General features: G+C 53.6%; 28 protein-coding genes. 9 read left to right on the top strand and 19 right to left on the bottom strand.

Translation table 11 applies throughout. The annotated features are described in order from the left end of the window. Window positions 1-259: 259 nt before the first annotated feature. Window positions 260-895, bottom strand: a complete 636-nt coding sequence (locus CLV58_RS25825) for a 4'-phosphopantetheinyl transferase family protein (RefSeq protein ID WP_106140731.1) — start codon at window positions 893-895, stop codon at window positions 260-262. A 46-nt stretch (window positions 896-941) separates the two neighbouring features. On the opposite strand from CLV58_RS25825, the gene CLV58_RS25820 reads away from it, so the two are divergent. The 3 genes from CLV58_RS25820 (at window position 942) to folB (ending at window position 3,268) form a co-directional block, all read left to right on the top strand. After that, on the top strand, window positions 942-1,853 hold the full coding sequence (locus tag CLV58_RS25820; protein WP_106140734.1) for a WD40 repeat domain-containing protein: 912 nt from the start codon (window positions 942-944) through the stop codon (window positions 1,851-1,853). A 103-nt stretch (window positions 1,854-1,956) separates the two neighbouring features. Then, window positions 1,957-2,892, top strand: a complete 936-nt coding sequence (locus CLV58_RS25815; RefSeq protein ID WP_106140730.1) for a DivIVA domain-containing protein — start codon at window positions 1,957-1,959, stop codon at window positions 2,890-2,892. A gap of 25 nt (window positions 2,893-2,917) precedes the next feature. After that, a complete protein-coding gene (folB, locus tag CLV58_RS25810) occupies window positions 2,918-3,268 on the top strand; it encodes a dihydroneopterin aldolase (RefSeq protein ID WP_106140729.1) in 351 nt (116 codons plus the stop codon). Between the two features lie 50 nt (window positions 3,269-3,318). Here the strand turns inward: folB and ytxJ are convergent, their stop codons facing one another. Continuing rightward, the gene (gene ytxJ, locus CLV58_RS25805) at window positions 3,319-3,648 is read right to left on the bottom strand and encodes a bacillithiol system redox-active protein YtxJ (RefSeq protein ID WP_106140728.1); all 330 of its coding nucleotides are present in this window, start codon (window positions 3,646-3,648) and stop codon (window positions 3,319-3,321) included. A 55-nt stretch (window positions 3,649-3,703) separates the two neighbouring features. After that, complete coding sequence (locus CLV58_RS25800; protein ID WP_106140727.1) at window positions 3,704-4,012, bottom strand: phosphoribosylpyrophosphate synthetase; 309 nt, start codon at window positions 4,010-4,012, stop codon at window positions 3,704-3,706. Between the two features lie 57 nt (window positions 4,013-4,069). Here CLV58_RS25800 and CLV58_RS25795 point away from each other — a divergent pair, with 57 nt between their 5' ends. Beyond that, window positions 4,070-5,347, top strand: a complete 1,278-nt coding sequence (locus CLV58_RS25795; protein ID WP_425443564.1) for a 3-deoxy-D-manno-octulosonic acid transferase — start codon at window positions 4,070-4,072, stop codon at window positions 5,345-5,347. A gap of 35 nt (window positions 5,348-5,382) precedes the next feature. Beyond that, window positions 5,383-6,312 carry a ribosome small subunit-dependent GTPase A gene (gene rsgA / locus CLV58_RS25790; protein WP_106140726.1) on the top strand — a complete coding sequence of 310 codons (930 nt, stop codon included), beginning with the start codon at window positions 5,383-5,385 and terminating at the stop codon, window positions 6,310-6,312. Window positions 6,313-6,449: 137 nt separating this feature from the next. On the opposite strand, the gene CLV58_RS25785 is transcribed toward rsgA, so the two are convergent. From CLV58_RS25785 to hemC, 7 genes are all read right to left on the bottom strand, one after another. After that, window positions 6,450-7,832, bottom strand: a complete 1,383-nt coding sequence (locus CLV58_RS25785) for a cystathionine beta-synthase (protein WP_106140725.1) — start codon at window positions 7,830-7,832, stop codon at window positions 6,450-6,452. Between the two features lie 2 nt (window positions 7,833-7,834). Further along, window positions 7,835-8,455, bottom strand: a complete 621-nt coding sequence (locus CLV58_RS25780; protein ID WP_106140724.1) for a hypothetical protein — start codon at window positions 8,453-8,455, stop codon at window positions 7,835-7,837. Next, window positions 8,452-9,558: an AAA family ATPase gene (locus CLV58_RS25775; RefSeq protein ID WP_106140723.1), complete on the bottom strand. Its 1,107-nt coding sequence runs from the start codon at window positions 9,556-9,558 to the stop codon at window positions 8,452-8,454. The genes CLV58_RS25780 and CLV58_RS25775 overlap by 4 nt, the downstream gene beginning before the upstream one ends. A gap of 39 nt (window positions 9,559-9,597) precedes the next feature. Beyond that, complete coding sequence (locus CLV58_RS25770) at window positions 9,598-11,262, bottom strand: M1 family metallopeptidase (protein ID WP_106140722.1); 1,665 nt, start codon at window positions 11,260-11,262, stop codon at window positions 9,598-9,600. Beyond that, complete coding sequence (locus CLV58_RS25765; protein ID WP_106140721.1) at window positions 11,262-12,479, bottom strand: ABC transporter permease; 1,218 nt, start codon at window positions 12,477-12,479, stop codon at window positions 11,262-11,264. Before CLV58_RS25765 ends, CLV58_RS25770 begins: the two co-directional genes overlap by 1 nt. Before the next feature lie 77 nt (window positions 12,480-12,556). After that, on the bottom strand, window positions 12,557-12,994 hold the full coding sequence (locus CLV58_RS25760; RefSeq protein WP_106140720.1) for a GNAT family N-acetyltransferase: 438 nt from the start codon (window positions 12,992-12,994) through the stop codon (window positions 12,557-12,559). Beyond that, window positions 12,991-13,929, bottom strand: coding sequence for a hydroxymethylbilane synthase (gene hemC, locus CLV58_RS25755; protein WP_106140719.1), 939 nt, complete (start codon window positions 13,927-13,929; stop codon window positions 12,991-12,993). Before hemC ends, CLV58_RS25760 begins: the two co-directional genes overlap by 4 nt. A 304-nt stretch (window positions 13,930-14,233) precedes the next feature. Between hemC and CLV58_RS25750 the strand changes: the two genes are divergently transcribed. The 3 genes from CLV58_RS25750 (at window position 14,234) to CLV58_RS25740 (ending at window position 16,279) form a co-directional block, all read left to right on the top strand. Beyond that, window positions 14,234-14,647, top strand: coding sequence for an Hsp20/alpha crystallin family protein (locus tag CLV58_RS25750; protein WP_106140718.1), 414 nt, complete (start codon window positions 14,234-14,236; stop codon window positions 14,645-14,647). Window positions 14,648-14,990: 343 nt separating this feature from the next. After that, a complete protein-coding gene (locus CLV58_RS25745) occupies window positions 14,991-16,040 on the top strand; it encodes a ribonucleotide-diphosphate reductase subunit beta (protein ID WP_106140717.1) in 1,050 nt (349 codons plus the stop codon). Between the two features lie 62 nt (window positions 16,041-16,102). After that, window positions 16,103-16,279, top strand: coding sequence for a DUF2283 domain-containing protein (locus CLV58_RS25740; protein ID WP_106140716.1), 177 nt, complete (start codon window positions 16,103-16,105; stop codon window positions 16,277-16,279). Window positions 16,280-16,363: 84 nt separating this feature from the next. Here CLV58_RS25740 and CLV58_RS25735 read toward each other — a convergent pair whose 3' ends face one another. Then, entirely contained in the window at window positions 16,364-17,827 is a 1,464-nt protein-coding gene (locus CLV58_RS25735) for a M48 family metalloprotease (protein ID WP_106140715.1), read from the bottom strand. A gap of 167 nt (window positions 17,828-17,994) precedes the next feature. Here CLV58_RS25735 and CLV58_RS25730 point away from each other — a divergent pair, with 167 nt between their 5' ends. Next, entirely contained in the window at window positions 17,995-19,464 is a 1,470-nt protein-coding gene (locus tag CLV58_RS25730; RefSeq protein WP_106140714.1) for a glycosyltransferase family 39 protein, read from the top strand. A 123-nt stretch (window positions 19,465-19,587) separates the two neighbouring features. Here the strand turns inward: CLV58_RS25730 and CLV58_RS25725 are convergent, their stop codons facing one another. The 8 genes from CLV58_RS25725 to CLV58_RS25690 all read right to left on the bottom strand — a co-directional run bounded on the left by CLV58_RS25725 (window position 19,588) and on the right by CLV58_RS25690 (window position 24,890). Beyond that, window positions 19,588-20,043: a regulatory protein RecX gene (locus tag CLV58_RS25725; RefSeq protein ID WP_106140713.1), complete on the bottom strand. Its 456-nt coding sequence runs from the start codon at window positions 20,041-20,043 to the stop codon at window positions 19,588-19,590. A gap of 3 nt (window positions 20,044-20,046) precedes the next feature. Beyond that, window positions 20,047-20,958 carry a TIGR01777 family oxidoreductase gene (locus CLV58_RS25720; protein WP_106140712.1) on the bottom strand — a complete coding sequence of 304 codons (912 nt, stop codon included), beginning with the start codon at window positions 20,956-20,958 and terminating at the stop codon, window positions 20,047-20,049. Between the two features lie 56 nt (window positions 20,959-21,014). After that, window positions 21,015-21,302, bottom strand: coding sequence for a type II toxin-antitoxin system RelE/ParE family toxin (locus CLV58_RS25715; protein ID WP_106140711.1), 288 nt, complete (start codon window positions 21,300-21,302; stop codon window positions 21,015-21,017). Beyond that, on the bottom strand, window positions 21,287-21,526 hold the full coding sequence (locus tag CLV58_RS25710; protein ID WP_106140710.1) for a hypothetical protein: 240 nt from the start codon (window positions 21,524-21,526) through the stop codon (window positions 21,287-21,289). The genes CLV58_RS25715 and CLV58_RS25710 overlap by 16 nt, the downstream gene beginning before the upstream one ends. A 35-nt stretch (window positions 21,527-21,561) precedes the next feature. Continuing rightward, the gene (locus CLV58_RS25705; protein WP_106140709.1) at window positions 21,562-22,116 is read right to left on the bottom strand and encodes a hypothetical protein; all 555 of its coding nucleotides are present in this window, start codon (window positions 22,114-22,116) and stop codon (window positions 21,562-21,564) included. A 77-nt stretch (window positions 22,117-22,193) separates the two neighbouring features. Next, on the bottom strand, window positions 22,194-23,102 hold the full coding sequence (rimK, locus tag CLV58_RS25700; protein WP_106140708.1) for a 30S ribosomal protein S6--L-glutamate ligase: 909 nt from the start codon (window positions 23,100-23,102) through the stop codon (window positions 22,194-22,196). A 57-nt stretch (window positions 23,103-23,159) separates the two neighbouring features. Then, entirely contained in the window at window positions 23,160-23,621 is a 462-nt protein-coding gene (locus CLV58_RS25695; protein WP_245882471.1) for an ATP-dependent zinc protease family protein, read from the bottom strand. Window positions 23,622-23,777: 156 nt separating this feature from the next. Then, on the bottom strand, window positions 23,778-24,890 hold the full coding sequence (locus CLV58_RS25690; RefSeq protein ID WP_106140707.1) for a DNA polymerase III subunit: 1,113 nt from the start codon (window positions 24,888-24,890) through the stop codon (window positions 23,778-23,780). Between the last annotated feature and the right edge of the window lie 67 nt (window positions 24,891-24,957).

The raw sequence follows: 24,957 nt of genomic DNA, 5'->3' as shown, positions 1-24,957 counted from the left end.
GTGCGAGTAAAGTCCCCTTCAGGGGATTTAGGGGTAAAAAAGCCTGTCCATAAAGCCAGTTAAGTACAGGACGTGAAACCCCTACAAGATTAGCCCTAAAGGGGGAGTAGTTTCTTCGCGGAACGCTCCCCCTTTAGGGGGCTGGGGGGTAGATGGACTGAAGGAAATCTGGCTAACGTCAGCGTTAATTTAAGAACTTAACAGCCCTGCCCTTCAGGGGATTTAGGGGTTGTCATAGATAGGTGTATCGCTAGTTCACTCAATACGCTACAGCCAGCAGCCCCGGCCCGATGGTGTAACAGCAGATCGTTAACGTTTCGGTATGATCGGGCAGACGGACATAGCCGGTCAATTGGGTGGCTCCGTCGGTAAACGGGTCGATGTGCAGGTGTTCGCGGAAGGTAAGCTGCCGTTTACCGTACAGCTTGTACAAACTTTCTTTGGCGCACCAGTACACGGCCAGCCGTTCGGGTAGCCCGGCCGCGTGTGCAATCTCGCTGGCTGATAACGTACGGGGAACCACCCGTTGAAACTGCTCCCGAATCGGTTCAATGTCGATACCGACCGGCCGCGATTGATGAAGCACGGCAGCCGCCCAGCCCGTCGTATGCGACAGCGAAATGGACCAGGGAAGGCCGCGTAAGTGCGGTTTGCCGTATTCATCTTTGTACAGGCCCTTGTACACTCCACTTAACTGCTCGACCAGTTGCCGGATCGCCACCCGGCAGGCCAGCCATTCCGTACGCTGGGCCGGATGCCGGATCAGGGCCAGCTCGTCAAGCTCCGGCTGCGTCAGGGGGAGCCCGGCCTGCAAGTCCGGTTCGTCGGCGACAATGGGCAGTAACAACGCCTGACAGTCGGGTGAAATAGTGAGCAGCTGCGCGTTGGGTGACATGGCCTGTGTGTTGGGTCGGCTGGTTTTTGTTTGCGACCTTTGCGGGGTGATAGTGACAAAAATCGATACGTTCGGCGGGCATCGCGACTGCGTCTACGCACTGACGCCCGGTACTGACCCTGGCACGTTTTATTCGGCCGGGGGCGATGGGCTGGTGGTGCGCTGGCAGCTGGGGAAACCCGATCAGGGCGAACTGTTGGCAAAGTTACCAGCTTCGCTCTATTCCGTCACGCTACAGCCGGATACCGCCCAGCTTTGGCTCGGCCAGAATTACGACGGCGTCCACCTGATCGACCCGGTACAGAAGCGCGAACTCAACTCGCTGAAGCTGACAAGTTCGGCTATTTTCGCGATCGATTTTTACAAAAACGATGCATTTGTCGCGCTGGCCGACGGCGTCGTTGCGGTGATTGATACCGAACACATGGCCGTACGTCGTCACTTGAAAGCGGCTACACAGGCGGCCCGTTGTCTGGCGATCAACCCCGTCGAACGGGAACTGGCCGTGGGCTACAGCGACAACAGCGTGCGGATTTTTAGCCTGACAACGCTGGACCTGATTCGAACCATTCCGGCCCATACCAACTCCGTTTTTGCGCTGACCTATTCGCCCGATTACCGGTTCCTGCTCACGGGTAGTCGCGACGCTCATTTGAAAGTGTGGGATGTCGAAAAAGGGTATACGCTGCATCAGGATATCGTTGCCCATCTGTTTACGATCAACCGGATTGCGTATTCACCCAACGGGCAACTGGTGGCAACGGGTAGCATGGATAAGTCGATCAAACTGTGGGATGCGGAGACGTTTCGCCTGCTGAAAGTTGTCGACCGGGCGCGGCATGCCGGGCACGGTACGTCGGTTAATACAGTGTGCTGGCTCGACGATCAGACACTGCTCTCGGGCAGCGACGACCGGACGATTTCCGTGTGGTCTGTTCAGAAAGCCCAGGTAACGTGACCACATAGGCATATTTAGTTCGCTATGTTTTGCTAAAGTGGTAGATTGGCCGTTATTTCACTCGCGCAGTACGCAAAGCTTTACCCAAACGCCTGGCTCCTCCATGAAAATCACGCCAATTGAAATTCGGCAGCACACTTTTGAAAAGGTGATGCGTGGCTATAAACCCGAAGATGTCGATGCCTTTCTAGTCTCGCTGTCGCAGGAATGGGAGCGGGTCAGCATGGACGTCAAGATGCTGAAAATGCAGCTCGAACTGGCTGAAAAGGAGCTGGGTAAGCTGAAAGAAGTCGAGATGACGTTGTTCCGTACGCTGAAGACGGCCGAAGATACCAGTCATCAGATTACCGATCAGGCCAACAAAGCAGCTGAGCAGTACATGAGCGAATCGCGGCAGAAAGCCGATGAACTGTTGGCTGACGCCCGGAAGCGGTCGGCGCTGATGATTCAGGATGCCGAAAACCAATCCCGGTTCCTGAAAGACAATATCCTGAACGACCTGAAGTCGCTGGAACACGATTTCAAGGCGCTGGAAAAATACAAGGAGAACCTGGGTATTCAGATTCGTGATCTGGCGGGTAAAGCGCTCGACAGCGTCGACCGGTTCGAGAAAAAGTTTGCCCGGCAGAACCTGTTGGGTAAAATCGACGAGGTAACGACGCAGATTATCAACGATCAGAAGCAGGCCGAGGATCAGCAAAAGCCCGATTACGAGGCTCCGGTCGTTCGTAATGAATCGACATCGACGGAAACGGCTACAGCACCCACTGTCGATCTGCCCCCACTAACGGAGCGGGAGTCATTCGTGCCGGAGGCTATCCCGGAAACCGACCTCCCGACGACGGCAAGCCACGAACCGGTGCCAACCGCGCAAACCAACGAGGAAACGGCACCTTATACAGCGGCTGATGTCGAGAACGGCAGAATTCCACAGTCGATTGCTGCTGAAGCGGCAACACCTGAGCCCCAAGTGGCTGACAAGCCCGTCGCAGAACCGGAGCAACCACGGCGGGGCGGTTCGTTTTTCGATCAGATTTAAGCCGCTTACGCAGGCGGTACTACCAATGGGAACAATCACCCTCGAAGGGCTCGAATTTTTTTCGTACCACGGCTACTACGACGAGGAGCAGAAAATCGGCAATAAGTACTCGGTCGATATTGTTGTGACGGCCAACTTTGATGAAGCTGCACAACGCGACCGGCTCAGCGCTACCGTCAACTACGAACACCTGTATCAGATTACCAAAGACGTGATGCAACAGCCCGCCCGCTTGCTTGAGCACGTGGCTTACGGCATTATCCGGGGTATTCGGCAGCAATATCCAAACCTTGAAGCGGTCGAAGTCAGCGTGTCGAAATTCAATCCGCCCATTGGGGGCGTCTGTCACCGGGCCCGCATTACCTTGCAAGGCTAAAACGAAAAAGGGTGAACGATTGATCGTTCACCCTTTTTCGTTCTAATGATCTAGACGGCCTGTTGCAGTCCTGTAAACGAGATGGCCATGTGCGAGGCATCGTACACACATTCACCGTTGCGGATCAGCAGCACCTGTGGCGATTCGTGCTCAACGCCGAATACCTGTTCGATCTGCTTCGAGATGGGACGGTTGGCCAGCAAATCTAGGTAGTAGGGTTTTACCCCCAGCTGGTCGCTCCAGTTACGCTCCATGCGGCTCAACGCCATCGCACTGATTGAGCAGGTCGTGCTGTGCTTGAAAATAAGTACAGGCTGTTTGGCCGACTCTTCCTTTATTTCGTCGAGTTGTGCGTCACTCGTTATCTTATTCCAGTTCATTGCGGCAGTGTACGTACTGTTGACGTAAAATCAATTCTAAGGCTGAAAAGTTTCGTTAGTTCTCCGGGGTGTATCGTAGCTTCTCTGCCATCTCGGGTGAGATCGCTTCGGCATAGGTTCCGTAGGCGTCGACCAGCATTCCTTTACTGCCATCTTTCCCTTCGATTGCGTACAAAACGGCTTCGTCGCCCGGATCGGTCGGCCCTTCAAACCGATAAACGTCGACAATATCGAAGTCTGCCGGACGAAGTTCAATATCGTCGGCCGCGCAGTGCAGACAGTCAGATTTCAGGTTGAAATCTTTGGTGTATCCGCGCTGTTGAAGTGCGCTGACTGCTTCGCTGAGTGTATCGTATGCTGGCATAGTGCGTGTGTGATTTGTGGGGTGTGTGTAGTTTTGTCATCTACTAACTACCAACGCATGGGCCTGGTTGCACAACTGTATTCAATTAGTATCCGAAGTTATCCTGCTGTCCTGCGTCTGGTGGCTCCGTTTCACGCCAAAGCCCGTCGGTGGCTGACTGGTCAGCAGGGGCTGCTCGATACGATTGCGCATACGCTGAACCACGCTGTCGATACACGTCCGATTGTCTGGTTTCACGCGGCATCGCTGGGCGAATTCGAACAGGGACGGCCCGTGATGGAAGCGTTTCGCGATGCTTACCCGCACTATCGTATTCTGCTGACGTTTTTCTCGCCATCAGGCTACGAGGTTCGGAAAGACTATGCGGGAGCCGACTATGTTTTCTATCTGCCGATCGACACGCCCGACAATGCACGTCGTTTCGTTCAACTGGTAAAGCCCCGTCTGGTATTTTTCATCAAGTACGAATTCTGGGCCAACTATCTGCACGAACTGCATCGGGCAAACATACCCGTACTGTCGTTCTCGGCCATATTTCGGCCGAATCAACTGTTCTTTAAACCGTACGGCGGCTTCTATCGGCAGTTGTTGCGGCAGTTTAACCACCTGTTGGTGCAAAATCAGGAATCGGTCGATTTGCTGAAAAGCGTAGATATTACGAACGTAACGCTGGCGGGTGACACACGCTTCGACCGGGTCGCGCAAACGGTCGCGACGGTACGCACGATTCCGGTTGCCGAAGCCTTCAAAAATGGGCAACCGCTCTTGGTTGTCGGCAGTGCATGGCCGCTGGACATGGACGTGCTGGTTCCCTTTCTGAACCAGTTCGCGCAGCCGCTGAAAGTCATCGTAGCACCCCACGAAATCGACGCTGATACCATCGCCGACTGGCAGAAACGCCTGATCCATTCATCGGTCCGCTACTCTGATGTTGATCCGACTGATCTCAGTGTACTAGCCGATAAGCGGGTGTTGTTTATCGATAACGTCGGGATGCTATCGTCGCTGTATCAGTATGGGGAGTTTGCTTTTATTGGCGGGGCCTTCCGGGAGGGGCTACATAATATTCTGGAAGCCGCAACCTTTGGCATGCCTATCTTCTTTGGTCCGATCTACGACAAGTTTCAGGAGGCTGTGGACCTGGTTGCAGAAGGGGGGGCATTTCCGGTTCGCACGGTCGACGAACTACAACTTGCCTTCGCCCGCCAGTATGCCGACCGGTCAAAAGCTGCCCAAATCACCCGCTTATACGTACAACGGAACATCGGCGCAACCGCACGGGTTATGGACGTAGCAACGAAGATACTATCAGACAGGCATGACGCTGAGCAGTAGGCATTCAATCACTCAATAATTCAGGCATTCAATCATTGTCAAACACCGGCTTAATACTCCGCTCAACAGGTTCCTGGTACGACGTTCGTAACGCCGATGGGCACGTCTATCAGGGGCGGCTGAAGGGCAAATTCAAAATCAAGGGCCTTAAAGTAACTAACCCGATTGCGGTAGGCGATCGGGTGACGTTTACCGTCGAAGACGAGATCGAAAATACGGTGGTGATCACTGATATTCTGCCCCGCGACAACTACATCATTCGGCAGTCGGTACATAAAACGGCCCACGGCCATATGCTGGCGGCCAACCTCGATCAGGCCGTTCTGCTGGCGACGCTGACCCTGCCCCGTACCTCACTCGGATTCATCGACCGCTTTCTGGTATCGGCGGAGTCGTTCCGTATTCCGACGGCCGTCGTGTTCAATAAGTCCGACATTCTCAATGAAGACGGGCTGGCCTACCAGCAGGAGATCATGGACATGTACGAGCAGATTGGTTATACCTGTCTGGCAACCTCAGCCATCGAAGGCGAAGGCGTCGACGCGTTCCGGCAACTGCTCGACCACAAGGTGACGTTGCTTTCGGGCCATTCAGGGGTTGGTAAGTCGTCGCTCGTCAATGCAATCTCGCCGAATCTGAACCTGCGCACCAACGAAGTATCGACATTCGCCAATAAAGGGGTTCACACGACGACGTTTGCGGAAATGTTTGAGCTGGCACCGGAGACGTTCATTATCGATACGCCGGGTATTAAAGAGTTAGGGCTGGTCGATACGAAAAAGGAAGAAATCAGCCACTATTTTCCTGAAATGCGGGAGCGGCTCAATCAGTGCCGGTTTCATAACTGTCTGCACATCAACGAACCCGGTTGCGCGGTCAAAGACGCAGTAGGCGAGGGTGAGATCGCCGAAAGCCGGTACGCCAGTTACCTCAGCATGATGGAAGGGGGCGATAACCGCCGATGATTTTTTTGACAGGATTACAGGATTAACAGGATTTGGGAGGTTGTAAGTCAGTAATTCCACTCTCGCGTGCTCGGAATGATAAGAACTGAACTGTATGATTAAAATCTTGTCAATCCTGTAATCCTGTCTATGACCCCCTAATTTGTCATAGCCGCCAGCAAGTCAGCCTGTGTGATGATTTGTACCTGTTCGCGCTCGTCACGGACAAGCAGCGCCTTGTTGTCGCGGTCGATGAGCGACGACAGGGCGTCGATGGTATTGTCGAGACCGACGAATTTAAACGGCTTGTCCATTACCTCACTCACCGGATGATCTTTGACGGCTGGGTCGTCGATAAGCCGGTTCAGAACTGTCGAATCGGTTAGGCTACCGACAATCTGATCGGTCTCGTCCGTCACCGGGATTTGCGAAATACCGTTGCGGTTCAGCACCTGAATTGCCTGACTGATCGACACGTCGGTACGGATGGTTGTCAGCGAGTCGCCAGCTCCTGCGCTTTTGTGCCGGATGATGTCGCGGGCGGTTTTGAACGAACGGTCCTCCAGAAAACCGTGGTCCTTCATCCAGGTGTCGTTGTAAATTTTGGCGAGGTATCGCGTGCCGTGGTCAGGCAGCAGAATTACCAGCACGTCGTCGTCGGTCAGATTATCCTTGGCCCATTCGAGTGCGCCGTGTACAGCCGTTCCGCACGACCAGCCGACAAACAAACCTTCTTCCCGCGACAGCCGCCGGGCCATGATAGCCGCATCCTTGTCGGTAACTTTGATAAACTGATCGATGACACTGAAATCGACATTCTGTGGCAGAATATCCTCGCCGATGCCTTCGGTCAGGTACGGGTAAATTTCGCCGGGGTCGAATAGGCCGGTCTCTTTGTATTTCTTGAACACCGAGCCGTACGTGTCTAATCCCAGCGTGAAAAGGTTCGGATTCTGCTCTTTCAGGAATTTCGACGTGCCGCTGATTGTCCCGCCCGTCCCGACACTAGCAGCAAAATGTGTGATCCGTCCGTCGGTGTCGCGCCAGATTTCGGGGCCGGTCGTATCGTAATGAGCTTCCCGGTTCGACAGATTGTCGTATTGATTGGGGTAGATTGAGTTCGGTATGTCGCGGTTCAGCTTACGGGCGACCGAATAGTACGACCGCGGATCGTCGGGCGCTACGTTCGTCGGGCAAACAACCACTTCGGCACCGACCGCCCGCAAAATGTCGATCTTCTCCTTCGATTGCTTGTCGGCCATGGTGAAAATGCATTTATAGCCTTTCGCAATGGCGGTTAGCGCCAGTCCGAAGCCGGTGTTGCCGCTCGTGCCTTCGATGATGGTGCCGCCGGGTTTCAGGTCGCCCCGCTTCTCGGCGTCCTCGATCATTCGGATTGCGATGCGGTCTTTCACCGAGTTACCGGGATTGAAATACTCGACTTTCGCCAGCACCGTTCCCCGGATACCCTTGGTGACACGGTTCAGTTTCACCAGCGGAGTGTTTCCGATGGCGTCGACAATAGAGTTATGAACGTTCATGGTCAGTCAGTTTTGCTGTACGCCTGCAAAAACTGAACGACCTGATTGTGGAAGTGTTTGAAACTGCGCGATTGCCGGGCGAGTTCGTCGAAGTCAGCAGACGAAGCTATCTTGGTTGCGACGCGTTCCGTAACAACTTCGTTCGTTTTTTCGCCGTACAACTGCTTTTTGAGTTCATCCTGTGTTTTGCTCTCCAGACTGTTAGGCGGATACTTCTTGCCAATATTTGTCTGATAGCTTTGGTACGCTAACCATTGTTCGATGGCTTGAACAGTTACGAAATGCACGATTCGATCTCCAAATTTTTTGTGCGTCTTACCAAGTGCATCCAGTAGTAATCTACACTCAGCTGTGTGTCCAGGTTGCTCTTGCTCGTAGTCGGGTTTGTCCAAATCAACGCCAACAATAAGTAGTTGATGCCCCTGACCAATGGCAGTGGAAAAGATTGCACTTGCTTCTTTAAGTACTTTAGCTTTTCCTGCTTTCTGGCCTTTAAAGCCTAACTTACTGAGTACAACCTGTACATTGAATCTTGCCGCTATCAGCTGTAGATAAGCCGGAATAAAGGCGTATTCAGCGTGACCTTCAGCAACCAGTGTATAGTCTATTCGCGTTTGTCTCATTGTACATTAGACGGGACGCCACCTATTAAGCCGTACATCCAGTATTCTCCTAAATTAGACGTCAGGTCAATTTTGTCTAGGCCAAGTTCTTCGTTTATACGGTCAGTGGGTTCAATAATATCTTTTTGAAGATTTCTTACTGAAGTAGCTCCCGTTTCTTCGTCTTTGTCAAAAACAAATACGGATTCGGGTATTGATGAGAAAGCGTTCACTACATGCTCATTGTGAGTAGTTATAATTATTTGTACATCTTTCTCTTCAGCTAGCTGAAAGATGAACTTCATAACTTCCCAAATTCGTCGAGGATGTATTCCTTTTTCTGGCTCTTCTAATAAAAGAAGTTTAGGGGGATTTGGTTGGTTTATGATGCAAAGCAGAGAAAGGAAGTATAGGGTGCCCTCGGACAGCTCATCAGCCCAATAAGTGACACCTTGCTTGTTATTTGTTAAGCCTATACGCTTAAATGATTTATCACCGTATGTTTTTTTTAGTTCATCTGTTGCTGGAGCGTCGTCCAAACTTATCTCATCAAATTCAGGTACGCATTTATTCAAATCTTTCTCTATACGATCAAAAGCAGTTCGTCTGTACTTGCCAATCATTAGATCTAAGAATCCAACCAAGTTAGAGGCATCTGCATTGACTACTTCTGCCTTGTTCGCGACCAGACCTGATTGCGTTAGTTTGTTTGGGTCTGGTTTGTAAACTCTCAGATAAGCCAATTGAGACCGTAGAAAAGCTACATCTGGATATCCCTGCTCATTCGTTTCTATTACAACACCTTCTCTGAGAATACGTTGTGAAGATTCTAAATTGATGCCGTTGGTAAAGACAAATTTTCTGTTAAATTCTAGCTCTTCGTCGTTGCGTTGAAACGTGAGTCCTATTGACATAGAGTCAGATGAATTTGTATGTCTAACTTTTCTTGCTAGACGCTCACTAGCGATATCATCTTGCAAAACAGATAAGTTGAAGTACTCCAGCGCCTTCAAAAAATTAGTCTTTCCCGAATTGTTCGGGCCGATCAAAAGGTTAACTTTTTGAAGATTGAGCGTGACGTCTTTCAGGCTCTTGAAATTCTGGATGGAAACGCGCTTGAGCATGGTCGTAGCGGTTGATGCGTACTGGTAAGTTAGTACAAATTACTTGCCCATCTCGACAGCCCGCATCAGCACGGTATTGTCGGGGTCGATGACGACGGTGGCGGGGCGGGTGACGGCAGGGATGGTAAAGGTTTGTGTCTGCTTAGTCATCGTCAGACGGGGGGAGCGGGCGATTTCCCGGCCCGATGCATCGCGGAAGCTGAACACAAGCGGAATGGTAAAAAAACCCGTACGTTGCGCCTGTCGGACGTCGATCACAACCGTCTGCTTACTCGCATCGTAGTTCGACCCCCAGACAACTTCCGGGTAGCCCGGCTGCGTGAGCCACTGCTGAAAAAAGGTGCCTAGTTTCCGGCCGGACGTTTGTTCCATAACCGCGACGAGATCACTGGTGCGGGCGTTGCGGTTGCGGTAGGCGGCATAGTAGGCGCGGATGCCTTTCCAGAACAACTCGTCGCCGAGTTCGCAGCGGAGCATGTGCAGCACCCAGCCACCTTTCTGGTAGGAGTTAGGGTTCAGCAGGTCGTTCAGGTTCGTTGCCGTCGAGTCGATGATCGTGCCTTTGGGCTTGGCGGCTGTGAAGCGAAAAATCTGGCCTTTGTTCTGATTTAATACTGCGTTGAGCGTGTCTTTGCCGTAGGCATGTTCGAGGTACAGCGCCGAGAAATACGTGGCAAAACCTTCGCTCAACCACAGCTGCGACCAGTCGGCTTCGGTGGCTGAGTTGCCAAACCACTGATGCGCAATTTCGTGGGCCAACAGGGCTTCCACGTCAGAGTCCGGTCGGCCCACGATGACCTTCTCGTTGTAGAAAATGCAACTCGCGTTTTCCATGCCGCCGAACACCGTTTTCGACTGTACGTTCGCCAGTTTTTCGTACGAATACGGGCCAATCTGATTCTGAAAGTACTCCAGAATCGCTTTGGCTGGGCGGTAGTCGATAAACCCTTTCTGACTGTCCTGCGGGTACAGCCAGCTTTCCACAGGCACCCCGTTGACTGAGCCGACATCCTGCACCGCGAAGCGGGCCGCGCCAATGACCATCACTTTTGTCGGAATGGGTGTGCTTTCCTGCCAGCGCGTCAGCTTGCGGGCTGTCTTGCCGGGGATCGGCGTTTCGCTGATGAATTTTCCATTGGCAATGACGCGGTATACGGCCGGCGCATCGACCGTAAACGAACAGGTCGCCTTGTCGGCGAGGTAGTCGACAACGGGGAGATAATGCCGGGCGTTGTTGGGCCAGTTGTCACCGAAAAAGGTACGATCGCCGAATTTGTTGTGGCTGATGACAAGACCCCGTTCCGGTACACCCGCGTAGGCGATCGTCAGTTCAGTCGGCTGATTGGGAGCCGCCGGTAGGTTGATAAATACGCGGTCGTTCCGCTGACTGAAGGGAGCCGCTTTGCCGTTGGCCAGCGTCACACGTCGCACGCGCATACCGGTTGCATCGGGGCGGGTCGAATCAGCCTTCTGACTGATGAGATCGAACCAGACTGTCTGCCGATCGTCGGCGCGGGTAAACCGTATTTTGGTTTCGCCGACAATCCGATTGGTCGAATCGCTGAGTGTTAGCGAGAAGTCGTAGTTCAGCACGTCGACGCCCGGTTGGGCATAGCGGGCACCATAACCAGCCGCCAGTTGCGCGCGGCTTTGATACGAAACAAAGAGAAAAAGAAAAGCGAACGTTGCGCGTAACAGGGGCATTAATCTTCAGCTAGAGTACGGGAAATATTCATTCGGTAGACACCGAGGGCGGGCAACGCAGCGGCCAGCAGGCCGATCAGAATGGCGACGCCCAGCAGGAGCCATTCTTCGGGCAGAATACCAAACGCGGCCAGGTTGTAGTGGTATTCCGACGACACGCTGCTCGAAAACAGCCATAGCCCGACGCGGCTTAGTACGATGCCGAGCACGAAACCCAGCAACGCCAAGACAAGCCCTTCGAGCAGCAACATGCCGAACAACTGCATGCGCGTGGCCCCCATCGACAGCATCAGCGCCATCTCGTAGCGTCGTTCTTTCAACGAATTGTAGAGCGACACAAATACACTGATACCGGAAATCAGCATGATCACGATCGCCAGGCCGCGCAGCGTTTCGACGCCCACGCCGAGCAGCGAGAACAGGCGGTTGATCTCGATGTTGGGCAGGGCCGCCTGTAGTTTCGAGTTGCTGTTGATCCCACGCGCCAGCATCATCCCCAGCGGATTGCGGAACTTGATCAGCATGCTGGTAATCTCGCGTGGCGCTTCGTCGTGTTCTTCCTCGGCTTCGTGCGCGTCACCATCGTGGTGCTCGTCGTCGTGATGCTCGTGAATGGCCCAGACGCTCGAAACGGGCGTCAGTATCAGCTGATCGGTAACCGTGTTGGTCTGATTGAGAATACCGACGACTTTGTATTTGGTATCGGCATGCACTTCGCCTTCCGCGTCAAGCCCGTGCGAGCCGGAGAACGTATCGCCCAGTTTCAGCCCGGCCACCTGTGCCACACGCGGACCAATGACCACGTCGAGATCCTGTTGAAACAACCGACCCTGCGCGACGGTAGCGCCGAAATGATCGAGGTATTTCTTGTTCGTACCGACGATGCGAAACGAGCGGTAGTTGTCGCCCATCGACAGCGGAATCGCCGTTTTGATCATCGGATTACGGGTCAGCTTTTCGGCTTCTTCGAGCGGAATATTGCCCGTGGGCGAATCGATCTGGTAGATACTGGACAGAATCAGTTGCAGCGGGCTGCCTTTCGCCCCCAGCACCATGTCGATGCCCTTGATGTTACGCCGAAACTGATCGTCGAGCTGCTTGTTCAACAACAGCAGCAGCGAAATAATCGTGATGCCAAAGGTCATGAGCAGGCCGCTCAGAAAACTGCTCAGCGGCCGGTCGGTGAGGTTACGCCAGCTAATTCGAAAGAGATTCATAGCCCTTGGTGGCACAAAGCCGGTTCATGAATGCGGTTGTATCAGAAAAATGCACTGCAACCTACCAAATTGCAACGCTATTGCAAAGACAGATGGAAATGATGGCTGGTAATGTTGAATCCCTTGTTCAGGTACAGCCGGTGCGCAGCATAGCGGGCGGGGTTTTGTCCCGAATCCAGCGAAACGGTCTGACAACCCGCCTGCCGGGCCTGTTCGATGATAAAGTCGAGCAATATACTGGCGTAACCTTTCCCGCGTGCGTCGGGTAGGGTTGACAGGTCGTCGATGTAGAGCGTTTTGCCGCTGTGCAGCAGGTGCAGGATGCGGTACCCAACTGCTGCCGGTGCGTCAATGTCGTCGCCCAGATCAATGAACGCCAGTATGTAACGGTCTTCGGTTTGCTGGAAGCGAATCTGTTCCAGAGCCTGTTCGGGTGAGAACTGCGGACGCAGGGCAAGCACGGCAGGCAGACACCGACGAATCTGCGCGTCGGTTCGGGCAATGGTAACGGTCATAGCTGTTCGCGAATGCTGGTCAGAATGGTATCGCCCCCACGCGTCAGAATACTTTCGGCCAGCGCATGACCCAACGCCGTTGCTTCCGAATACGGGCCATCGAAGGTGTCGCGCAGCATGTCGGTACCGTCGAGACTAACCAGGCCACCCGTCAGGCTAAGCTGTCCGGGGCTTCCCTGCCCGGCACTCCAGTGAGCCAGGGCAAAAGACGGAATGCTGCAACCGCCTTCCAACCGGTTCAGAAACGAGCGTTCGGCCAGCAGGCACGCTTCGGTCCGTTCGTGATTGACCAGCCGACGGATGACGTCGTACTTCTCTTTGTCGAGTGAATCGGCGGCTTCGATGGCGATACTGCCTTGTCCAACGGCGGGCGTGAATTCCGACAGCGGCAGACGTTCAACGATTAGCTCATCGTAGCCCATTCGGTGAACACCCGCGTAGGCCAGTAGCAACGCATCGCACTGCCCTTCATCGAGTTTGCGGATGCGGGTTTGCAGATTGCCCCGCATGTCGATGGTGGTAAGATGTGGGCAGTAATGTTTCAGCAAGGCAATGCGTCGGGTTGACGAAGTGCCGATGACGAACGGTTGTCCGCTGGTGAGCGATAGTTCTTTATTGCGGCTGACGAGTACGTCGTTGGCGACCTCCCGTTCGGTAAAGGCAATGATGCGCAGGCCGGGCGGTAGGCTCGATGGTAGGTCTTTAGCGCTGTGCACGGCAATGTCGACGCGGCCGTCGTAGAGTTGATCTTCCAGCTCCTGCGTGAAGACGCCTTTCGAGCCGATTTTCGATAGCGACCGGTCGAGAACCAGGTCGCCTTTCGTTTCGATCAGGACCAGTTCAGACGTGACATCGTCGGCTTGCAATCGGGCTTGTATATGTTCAGCCTGCCAGAGGGCCAGGCGGCTGGATCGGGTGGCAATTTTGATATGCATACGGTTGCAAAGGTACGGCCTAAATCCCACCATTACAGCCATTCGTGTTGGGCACAGCACGCGATTGTGGGGTGGGGAATCCCGGCAACAGAATCCCCGACGTATACGGGCTTTATTTCCCCAGCTATTTTGTCGGTTCATTCCTACCGTTCGACTAAAAAATAGCCCTCATTCGGTCAATAAGGCAGATTTAGCGAAAAATAAGCGGCTCCTTTCGGTCAGAATGGCGGAAAAAATAGCCACTTCCGGCGTGGGCACGACGTTTGTACATAAGCTATTACTTGAACGGTAAACAACAAATCCTATGAAAGCAATTGAAAACGTATTTCAGGGGACAGGCGGCCAACTAGACCTGCTCAACACACTACACGGTGGATCGAGTCGGGCTACATTCAAGGTCGATAAAGAGGATGATAAACTGATCGTTCGCCTGAAAGCCCCTGGTGTTGGACCGGAAGCGTTCAACGTATTGGTTGAAGGTAACAAGCTCGTCCTGTATACGCTGTTGACGACGCTGAACGATTCTGACGCCGACGACGAAGAAGAAGCAGTGCAGCGGTTGGCGGTGCCCATGTTCATGCGCGTGCTCGACATACCCACCTTCGTCGACAGTGACCTGATCGACGCTATATATGAGCACGGCCGGGTAACAGTGACGCTACCGTTTAAAGATGAAGAGCAGCTACATCGGCGGATCGACATTAAAAACAGCCTCTAGTACTCCGTTTCCCATCCGGGACTGGTAAAAGTCCTGTAGCCCATAGATAGAGTATAGGTCGTTTCTACGGAAGCGGCCTTTTTTTGTGTCCTGTCAGGATAATACCCTGTAATGTGTTGATTTTCAGTAAGCCAAAAGTTTTTTAGAACTTTTTAAAGAAGTTCGTTAGCGTCAATAATCCCAATCGGTTGATAACGATACGATTAAGTAGGCTATGTGAAAACAGGATTTGGTCATTGACCTTGTGCAAGCAATCGGAACGGTTAAATTTGTCTAAACGCTTATCCGCTTGGTCGGCCAACGCCGATCAATTCCCTACATATTATAGATCATAAACCGTATTATGCAACCACAGGAGACTATCGAACCAATTTTGCAGGAAGATCCGAGCCGTTTCGTGCTCTTCCCGATCAAACACTGGGATATCTGGGAGTTCTATAAGACACACGAAGCGTCGTTCTGGACGGCGGAAGAAATCGACCTTGGTCAGGATCTTAAAGACTGGAATAACCTGAACGATGGCGAGCGGCACTTTATCTCGCATATACTGGCCTTCTTTGCCGCGTCGGACGGGATCGTCAACGAGAATCTGGCCGTTAATTTTCTGTCGGAAGTGCAGTATGCCGAAGCGAAGTGCTTCTACGGCTTTCAGGTGATGATGGAGAATATCCACTCGGAAACCTACTCGCTGCTCATCGATACATATATCAAAGACTCTGTTGAGAAAGACCGGCTGCTGAACGCGGTCGATACCATTCCCTGCGTGCAGAAGAAAGCCGAATGGGCGCTGCGCTGGATCGAAAACGGTACGTTTGCCGAACGCCTGATCGCGTTTGCGGCCGTTGAAGGTATTTTCTTTTCGGGCTCGTTCTGCTCGATTTTCTGGCTCAAAAAGCGTGGGCTGATGCCAGGCCTGACGTTCTCGAACGAACTGATCTCGCGCGACGAGGGTCTCCACCGCGACTTTGCCTGCATGCTGTACACCGATCACATCCAGAACAAGATGCCGGATTCGCAGGTGTACGACATCATCCGTAACGCGGTTGAAATCGAACAGGAATTTGTGTCGGATGCACTGCCCGTGTCGCTGATCGGGATGAATGCAGAACTGATGAAGCAGTACATCGCTTTCGTGGCCGATCACCTGCTGGTAACGCTGGGTCTGAAGAAAATCTACAATGTCTCGAACCCCTTCGACTTCATGGATATGATCTCGCTACAGGGCAAGACCAACTTCTTCGAAAAGCGCGTTGGTGAATACCAGCGTGGCGAAGTGATGGCCAAGTTCCGGGCGATGAAAGCCGCGTCGGAAAATCCGCAGGATGCTGAAAACCCGGTACCCGCAGCCGTCAAGGAAGAGCCCAAAGGCTTCGTCATGGATGCTGATTTTTAAGTTATCACCGTCATCCTGAGCCTGCGAGGGATGACAAAAACTCAGTGCTATAACAGGTACTTATGAAAGTGAAGTACGACCGGGAGGTAGACATTCTCTACATTCGACTGACCGACAACGTTATAGATGAAAGCGATGAAACGCACGCTGGTACGATCATCGACTACGACGCAGACGGGGCAGTTGTGGGTATAGAAGTGCTTAACGCTTCCCGGCGAATCCTAAGTCAGTTGAACTAGAGATCGTCTGAACCAGACTATCGGATAAATAAATCGGGCCTGCTATCGTAAGACAGCAGGCCCGATTTATTTTATTACCGGCAGTTAGCGCCGGAGCGTTTTCAGGAGCGTGCCCCGGTTAACCTGATCGCCGGCTTTCAGACTGTTGAGGGTGCCGAGTTCTTCGATGCGGCTGGCTGGCATGCCCAATGCCACCATATTCTCCTGAAAGGTGCCGCTGCGTGGTGCTGACTGAATTTTTACCCGCTCCGGTTGGCGGTTTAGCTTCTCCGAATCGGTCAGGCTGCGGAAGCCGCCCGCTACCCGCTGAAAAGTGTCGAATGACGCCTGGAAATTAGCTGCCGTCGACAGGCCGTGCAGGGCGTAAATCGAATTGCCGTACTGAATCAGCCACGTACCGATCTGCAATGTGTTAGCGGCACTTTGTTGCTGTTGCTGCTGCCCCTGTTGTTGTTGGGGCTGCTGCTGCGAAATGAGCACATAAGCCGGATTACCGTTGATCGTCGTGCGATTACTTTCCAGCACTTTCAGGCCTAACTCTTTGACGAGTGTCTGGCTTGCTTCGTCCAACGAATTGCCTTTGGCACCCATCAGAATCATCGACAGCTTACCGTCCTTCGGGCCCATCTGAAACTGAGCGGGCGAATTCTGATGTTGCCAGCCACTCGGCACCGGAAACTGAAAGCGCAACTCCGGGTGATAAAACATATTGTTCTCGACAAAGCCCTGCTTGGGATCTTCTCCGTAGATAATGCCGTCGATCATGCGCAGGTAATCCTCACGGTCGACCTGGTACGTGGCTGGGTTGGCAGCCTGGTACGCCTTCGCCATCTCATGAACTTTGGTATATCGGTTGCCGGGATCGGGGTGTGTAGACAGAATGTTCGGTACCGCCTGACCACTCTGATCGGAGATGCGTTTGATGGTCGCGAAGAAATTGGCCATCTGGTGGGCGTCGTACCCGATTTTGCTGGAGTATTCTACACCAATTTTGTCTGACTCTGATTCGTGGGCCCGGCTGTAGCCCAGCAGTGCCAGTTGTAGTCCCTGCGATGCCAGGTCGGTAAGCTGCCCCGTTTTGTCGAGTAGTACAGAGCCGGCCAGTACACCGACCGTACCAAACAACTGCGACGTTTGCTGCCGGGCTGAGTGGCGGGCGGTGATATGACCAATCTCATGGCCCAGCACCCCGGCAAACTCCGCTTCGTTGTTAAAGTGTGCCATAATGCCCCGCGTGAAGTACACATACCCACCCGGCACGGCAAATGCGTTGACGACCGGCGAGTCGACGATGTAGAACTGGTAGGGCAGATCGGGACGGTGCGAGATACGAGCCATTGCCTTGCCTTTCTCATTGATGAAGGCGTTTAGCTTCTGGTCTTCGTACAGACCCATGCTGGCGACAACGCTGGGGTGTGATTGCTGCCCAAGGGCAATTTCCTGCTCTTTCGACATCAGGATGACTTCTCGCTTGCCCGTAACGGGATTGCGTGAACAGGCTGTCAGCAGGACTGCGGACAGCAGTATAGGGTAGAGACGGGGTATCATGTGCGAACAGGTGAATGGTAGTTTGTTAAAACGGTATTAATGGGTCAAAGGTTGGTTTGTACTGTCGTTGTTTCACGAGTCGATCAATTTGTTTTCTGGAACTGGCCATATTTCGAGAAGCATAAGCCCGCCGGTTCCCTGTATTTTCGCGTAAATTCCGAGTATCCATGCCTGATCGCTTTCTCTCCGACCGGTTGCCCTATTGGTTGATTGGCCCGTTTCTGCTCCTGTTCGCGGCTACTATGTACCACCGGGCCACCGATTTCGACGATGCCTGGTTCGCCGAGCAAGCCTATTTCTTTCTGCGCGACGGGGTGGTTCGGTCCGAGTTTTTTCGGGGTGTCAACCATTGGGAAGAGCGTATCTACGTATTTCATAAGCTGTATATCTACCTGCTGGCAGGCTGGACAGGGCTGTTCGGATTCAGTGCTCCGGCCGTCGAATCACTCGGCACGGCAGGGGCTGCGCTGAACGTCGCCGGGCTGTATGCGATGACCCGACGGGGCGTTATGCTGGGTATCAATGCAAATCGACCGGCGCTGTTTGGCTGGACTGTGCTTCTGTACGTTTCCTGCGGGCTGGTATTACGGTACGGCTTCGTTGCCCGACCCGAAACCATGAATGCTGCCTTCGGTCTGTGGGGCTATTACTTCCTGAGCACAGCCCAAACAGGCAACGATCGCCCAACCGGCCGATTGGTTATGGCGGCAATTTTTGCGGGCCTGGCGGCTCTGACTCATCTGAACGGATTGATGTACGGACTGGCAGGGCTAACCTGGCTGGCCTGGCAACGGCGGTGGCGCACCGGCGTCGTGTACGGATTTGTCTGGGCTGTTGTCTGCGCCTTCTACTTCACCGACGTGCTGCTCGACAATCAATGGGCGCGGCTGGTAGAGCAGTTTCGGTATGATCCGGCAACGCGACACCTATTCGGTTGGATGGCTAAGCTCAGCACACTGGCTTCGTTTCATCAGATGTTATTTCACAATCAGGTTGAAGCCGCTATCACAGTATTGTCCCTGTTTGTCGGCTGGTTCAGCTGGCAATATGACCGGCAAAGTCGACCGCTGGTCGTTTACCTGCTGGCGGCAACGGTCTGGATGTGGCTGCTGACGCGGGGTAGCAGCAAGTATTACATGCTGCTCCTGCTACCCTACACCTGTCTGCTGGCGGGACGGGCGGTTGCCGTTTCGGCCGTTCGATGGCCCAGGTGGGGGCAAAGGTTGAGTGCGGCCGCCGTAGTCCTGTGGCTGGGTTCCGGACTGGTGGAAGGTGGCTTGCTGATCGGCGAAAACCAGGCACCGATTGTGCACGAGCGAACGGCGGCTCTCGCCCGGCGGATGGGCAAGGAGGGAAGCACGGTTATTGCCCCGCTCGACTTTTTCTTCGATCAGATCGGCCACTACCGCATCCATAGCCTCAGCTATTACTTTCTTCTCAATCAGCATGCGTATGGCGGGAAGCTGTCGGTGCCGCAGTTCTTCGATCTGGCTGCTCGTGAACAGGCGGCTTACGTCATCACCGATCCCAAACTGAATATGGCCTACGACATTCCCAACGCGGCACCCGAACGTATCGGGCGCTACAGACGCATCTTTCAGGACGACTGGAACAGCGTGTACCGGCTGGAGAAGTGAGGTTTACGGTAGTCGGTTTTCCGTTTACGGGTAGCGAATTGCGCGTTTGTACGATAGGAACGAACCATCCACAAAAGTCGACACCCACCGTAAACCGTGTACTGAAAACCGTAAACCGAATACCTACATACCTTCTACTACCTGCCAGACAAGGTCGGACTCGTAGCCTTTACTGAGCGCATAGCGAACCAGCTTTTGTTTGATGACCAGCGGATTATCGTCGCGGATGGACTGCCGTTTTTTCGTGAGTAAGTCGGCGAGGGTGGTGCGGTAATCGTCGGGTTCGATTTCCTTCATCGCCTGGTCCAGATTGTAGCCCGTGATGCCCCGCTGCTGTAGGTGTTGCTTGATCTTCCGCTTGCCCCAGCCCTTTACCCGAAACTTGCCCCCCGCAAATGACTTGGCGAAGCGCTCTTCGTTGAGGTAATTCTGCTGAATCAGTTCGGCGATTACTTCTTCCGCATCGTCACCGATAACCCCCCAGTCCTTGAGCCGGTCACGCACTTCCTGTTGGGTGCGTTCCTGATAAGCGCAGAACATCGCGGCTTTTTTGAGCGCATCTTTCAGGTAGTCGGTCATCGGTTAAGCAAGCAGGTTTTTCAGCGCCAGGTTTAGGTCGGCGTAGTTGTAGTTGAAGGATGTCTCGTCAGCAATGCGCTTGTTGATGACGTAGTTGCCGCCCAGCACGGTGATGGCCATTTCACCAAACAGCAGTTTCAGCGCGAAAGCCGGTACGTTGGGCATGATCAACGGACGCTTAAGGACGTCGGCGATGGCTTTTATCAGTCCCTCGTTGGTGACGGGCGTCGGTGCTGTGGCATTGTACACACCCGACCAGGACGCGTCGGTTAGTGCCTGCATATACATCCGGCAAATATCGTCAATGTGAATCCAGGACATATACTGCTGTCCCGACCCCAGTGGCGCACCGGCACCCAGTCGAATCGGCTGCACAATTTTAGGTAGCGCGCCCCCCTCCGATGACAGGACGACACCCGTTCGCAACTTGACCGTACGAATTCCTAGTGCCGCGACCTGATCTTCCGATCGTTCCCAGGCTCGGGTAACGGTCGCCAGAAAATCGGTCCCCGCTGGTGTGTTTTCCGTAACGGGTCGGTCACCAGTATCACCCCCGTAATAGCCGATTGCCGACGAGGCCGCGAACGCTTCGACATGATGTTCGTGGGTAGCAAGCGCTTTTGCCAGCAACTCCGTCGATTGTGTACGGCTGCCAAGAATGTCGTCTTTACGCGCATCGGTCCAGCGCCCGTCGGCAATACCAGCTCCGGCCAGATGAACGATGTAGTCGGCCGTCTGAATGGCTTTTGAATCGATCTGACCCTTTTGGATATCCCATTGATAGACAGTCACACCCGAAACGGGCTTAGCTTCCCGACTTAAGTAGCTTACCTGATACCCCTGTTGTTGCAGCAATTGTGTCAGACGGGTGCCGATCGTGCCTGTTCCTCCAGTTAGCAATACGGTTTTACTCATGGTACTCGGTGTAGTTGTACTACTGGTATAACACCTTGAGTGGAGTAGGGGTTTTGCTAAAGCGTGGGATACCGCCGGCTGTCGAGGATGTTCAAAATAATAACCTGTCGTTCGGCAATAGCGTAATAGACCATATTGTATGGTTGCACGGGAAGCTTACGAACGGAGGGTAACGCATCGAGCCGACGACCGATAAACGGGCTTTTCTCTAAAATTCGCAGCTTGGCATTGACCGTATCTGTAAACGCGTCGGCTGTATCGAATCCATACGCATCAAGCAAGTAAATGGCTATTTGCCGGTAGTTTTCCTGAGCGTCTTCAGTCCAGACTATCGCGTGATCCATTGCTTCGCCTGCTTGGCTACATCGTTGTGAGAAGTAAGCTGAGCAGTCGAGATCGTCGCAAGCGTTTTCGCTAATTGCGTCTGTAGCTCCGGAGTCTCGGTAAACACGTTTGTCCGCTGACCGATAAATTCACTTACTGTTAACAGGAGGTCCTGTACGTCCTGCGGATCATCAAGCCGGTCGATCTGCCGGTGTAGCAGCAATTTCAATTCATCAGTAGCCATGGCGCAATCATTTTGATGAAATTACGAAAAAACGGTCAAACAGCCCATTCTTTGGGTAAGCCTAACTGCCGGGCGAAGTGGGCTGGGGCGGCATAGTGTACCCAACTGAGTAACTTGTTGATGTCGTCGGAAAATTCGAGGTAATAGTCTGGGTCGAGCTTTACGACTTTCTTCAACAGCATCTCCGTACGCTTGGCAATGTATTGAGCCGCCTTCTCCGTCCGGTGACTGAACTTGTGCAGCAGATGCGCATGTACGTCATAGAAGGTATTGAGCATGTACAGCATCAGTTCAACTTCGCCGTACTTGTCTTTCGTTACCTTCACATGCCGCGTGATGTAGCCGCTGACGGTGCGCAAATCGATCAGTACCCAGGCGGCCGTGTCCTGGTGCAGGTTGGCCGTTCGCCGAATAAAATCCTTTATCAGTTCGCGCCGTTCGTCGATCGTCCGGCCGTGTTCAACCAGCTCGAACTGGAGCTTCTCCGTCAGCGTGGCATCTTTGGCAATCAGCCGAAGCAGCAGCTTATCCTTCTCCGGACCAGGCATTCGCACGATGGCTTTCTTCAAATCAGGATCAAGAGCGGGCATAACGGATTGATAGAATGATTGAGTGATTGAATGGGGTAGACAAATGTATTCAATCACTCAATCATTCTATCAATCAACTACACCCCCACCGTATCGCCTTCGTCGCCGATGATTTTCTCTTCGATGTAAGCGATGATGTGGCTGGCGATGTCGATGCCGGTTGCCGTTTCGATGCCTTCCAGACCCGGTGATGAGTTGACTTCAAGTACCAGCGGTCCCCGGTCGGAGGGGAGCATATCGACACCGGCGACTTTCAGTCCCAGCGCCCGGCTCGCGTCGATAGCTGTTTGCTCTTCTTCGGCGGTCAGCGAGACGGAAACCGCGTTGCCACCCCGGTGCAGATTCGACCGGAATTCGCCCTCGATACCCTGCCGGCGCATGGCTCCGACAACTTTACCTCCGACCACGAAGACCCGAATGTCGGACCCCTTGGCTTCGGCCACGAACTCCTGCACCAGCACGTGTTTCTTCAGGCCGTAAAAGGCTTCGATTGTCGAGCGGGCGGCTTTGGACGTTTCGGCCAGTACGACGCCGATTCCCTGCGTGCCTTCCAGTAATTTGATGACGACGGGCGGGCCACCGACCAGTTCGATCAGGCGGTTGACATTGCCGTTTCTCGGGTGATTGGCGATAACGGTTTTGGGCAGGCCGACGCCCGCTTTCGAGAGCACCTGTAAGCTACGGAGCTTGTTACGCGCCCGCATGATGGCCTGCGATTTGGCCGTTGTGAAGACCTTCATCATCTCGAACTGCCTGACCACCGCACAGCCGTAGTCGGTTACCGATGCGCCGATACGGGGAATGATCGCGTCGAATGAGTCGAGTTCCTGCCCGTCGAGTAGCACCGTGGGCCGGCCCCCTTCGATCATGACGTGGCAGTTGAGGTGATTGACAACGACGGCTTCGTGGTTACGTTCCGCAGCGGCCGTCAGCAGCCGTTGTGTCGAGTACAAGCCGGGGTTCGTTGATAGGATGGCAATACGCATAGCGCGGTGAATTGTCGGAATGAGCAGGGGGTGAGCTGGATATTCCTGAAGAACAGGTTAGGGCGCTTCGTTACTTGGCACCTGTGGCTGATCGAGTTTAGCCTGATAGGAAAGGTCTTTTTGAGACACGTCAACGATAAATCGGTTACGCAGAATTTTGCGGCCCAGTAAGATCGGGTAGCGCATCTGCTCACGATCGGCCAGTGTAAATTCGACCCGAATCAACCGATTGAACAATTTTATACGGGTTTGAATGACGTAGCGTAATTCAGCCACGCCAAACGAGTTGCGGATCATGCGTTGACTGAACTGACCACTGTAAAACGGGCGGGGTTGCTCGCCTGCGCCACCAAGCAGCCAGAACCGGAGTTTCTGCCCCGACTTCGTACGTACGAGCCTAACATCCTTGCAGTGTATCGCCGATGTATACGCCCCCGTGTCGACTTTGGCATGGATATCGAATAAGCCCAGATCAGGCAAGTCGATCCGGTCTGTCATGCCGATTAGTTGCTTGGACATCTTCTTTGTAGTTGTAGAGTTTTAGAGTTGGATAGTCGTAAAGTTAGCTGGCGCGTCAGCCCATCCGGCCGCAAACAGAACGCGCCAGTCCCGTCGGGGAACCGCAACTCTACAACTTTACAACTGTAAAACTCTCCAACTCTAAAACTCTACAACTCATTTTATAAGTCGGGTGAAGGTAAGTGACAAATCGAGCATGACCATCTTGGCGCGGGCATTTCGTTCGATGTGGTAGGCCGCCTGATTCAGATCGGTAACGATACGCTCGACATGAGCCGTGGTCAACACCTTGGCAAAGTTCTTCACGAAAGCCATTTCGTCGTCGGGTAGGCGAAGCAAGGCTCCCGCGCCCTGTTGCCACAGAAACAGATCGCGGCACAGGCGAATGCTGTAGTCGAACAGTCCTTTCTGTTTCTCCTTGCTGAATCCGTCGAACTGATCCGCCTGCTTGACCAGCTTGGCCAGATCCTGCCGGTAGCAGTCGCGCATCCACTCGGCAAACCAAGCGTGTTCGTCGTCGGTGCCTTCCTGTGTACTCAGCTGTAGTGCTTCGGCCAGGTTACCGTCGGCCAGATAAGCGATACGCCGGGCAGTGGTTTCGTCGAGGTTGAGGTGTTGCCGCAGGTGCGTCGCGATATCGTCGTCGGCGAAGGCGGGTACGCCCACGCGCTGCGTCCGCGACAGGATTGTAATCAGCAGCTTATCGGCTTGATTGGTTACGAGCAGAAACAGCGTCTGTGCGGGTGGTTCTTCCAGCACTTTCAGCAGCGCGTTGGCCGACGATACGTTCATCAGCTCCGGCAACCAGATCAGCATGATCTTGTACGGCCCCTCGTACGCTTTTAGCGACAGCTTTTGCAGAATCGAGCGCGCTTCTTCGGCCGAGATATTACCCTGCTTGTTGTCGGCACCGATGGTTTCGAGCCAGTCGGGTAGGGTGCGGTACGGCTGTTCGAGGAGAAACTTGCGGAAGTCGGTTAGGTACGCTTCCGAGGTCTTTCCCTTAGCCAGATTGGCAACCGGAAACACCAGGTGCAGGTCGGGATGAACCAGCTTCTGCATCTTCACGCAGGACGCGCACCGACCGCATGAATCGGTCGCTTGTTTGTCCTCGCAGTTGACATACTGAGCCAGCGCCAGCGCTAGGGCCAGATTTGCACTGCCCGTCGGGCCATCGAACAGCAGCGCGTGGGCCAGATGGTTTGTCTGCACCGCCCGAAGCAACAACTGCTGAACGGCGTCCTGCCCTACGATATCGGAGAATTGCATACGGTTTTACGGTATACAGGTTACGGTTTACGGTGCTGTGTGGTTCCCTGTTCGAGACGCGTGATCG

The sequence above is a fragment of the Spirosoma oryzae genome, from assembly GCF_003002825.1.
Taxonomy (GTDB): domain Bacteria; phylum Bacteroidota; class Bacteroidia; order Cytophagales; family Spirosomataceae; genus Spirosoma; species Spirosoma oryzae.
Note: the sequence above shows the minus strand (reverse complement) of the source record. Positions and strands in the feature narration are given on the sequence as shown.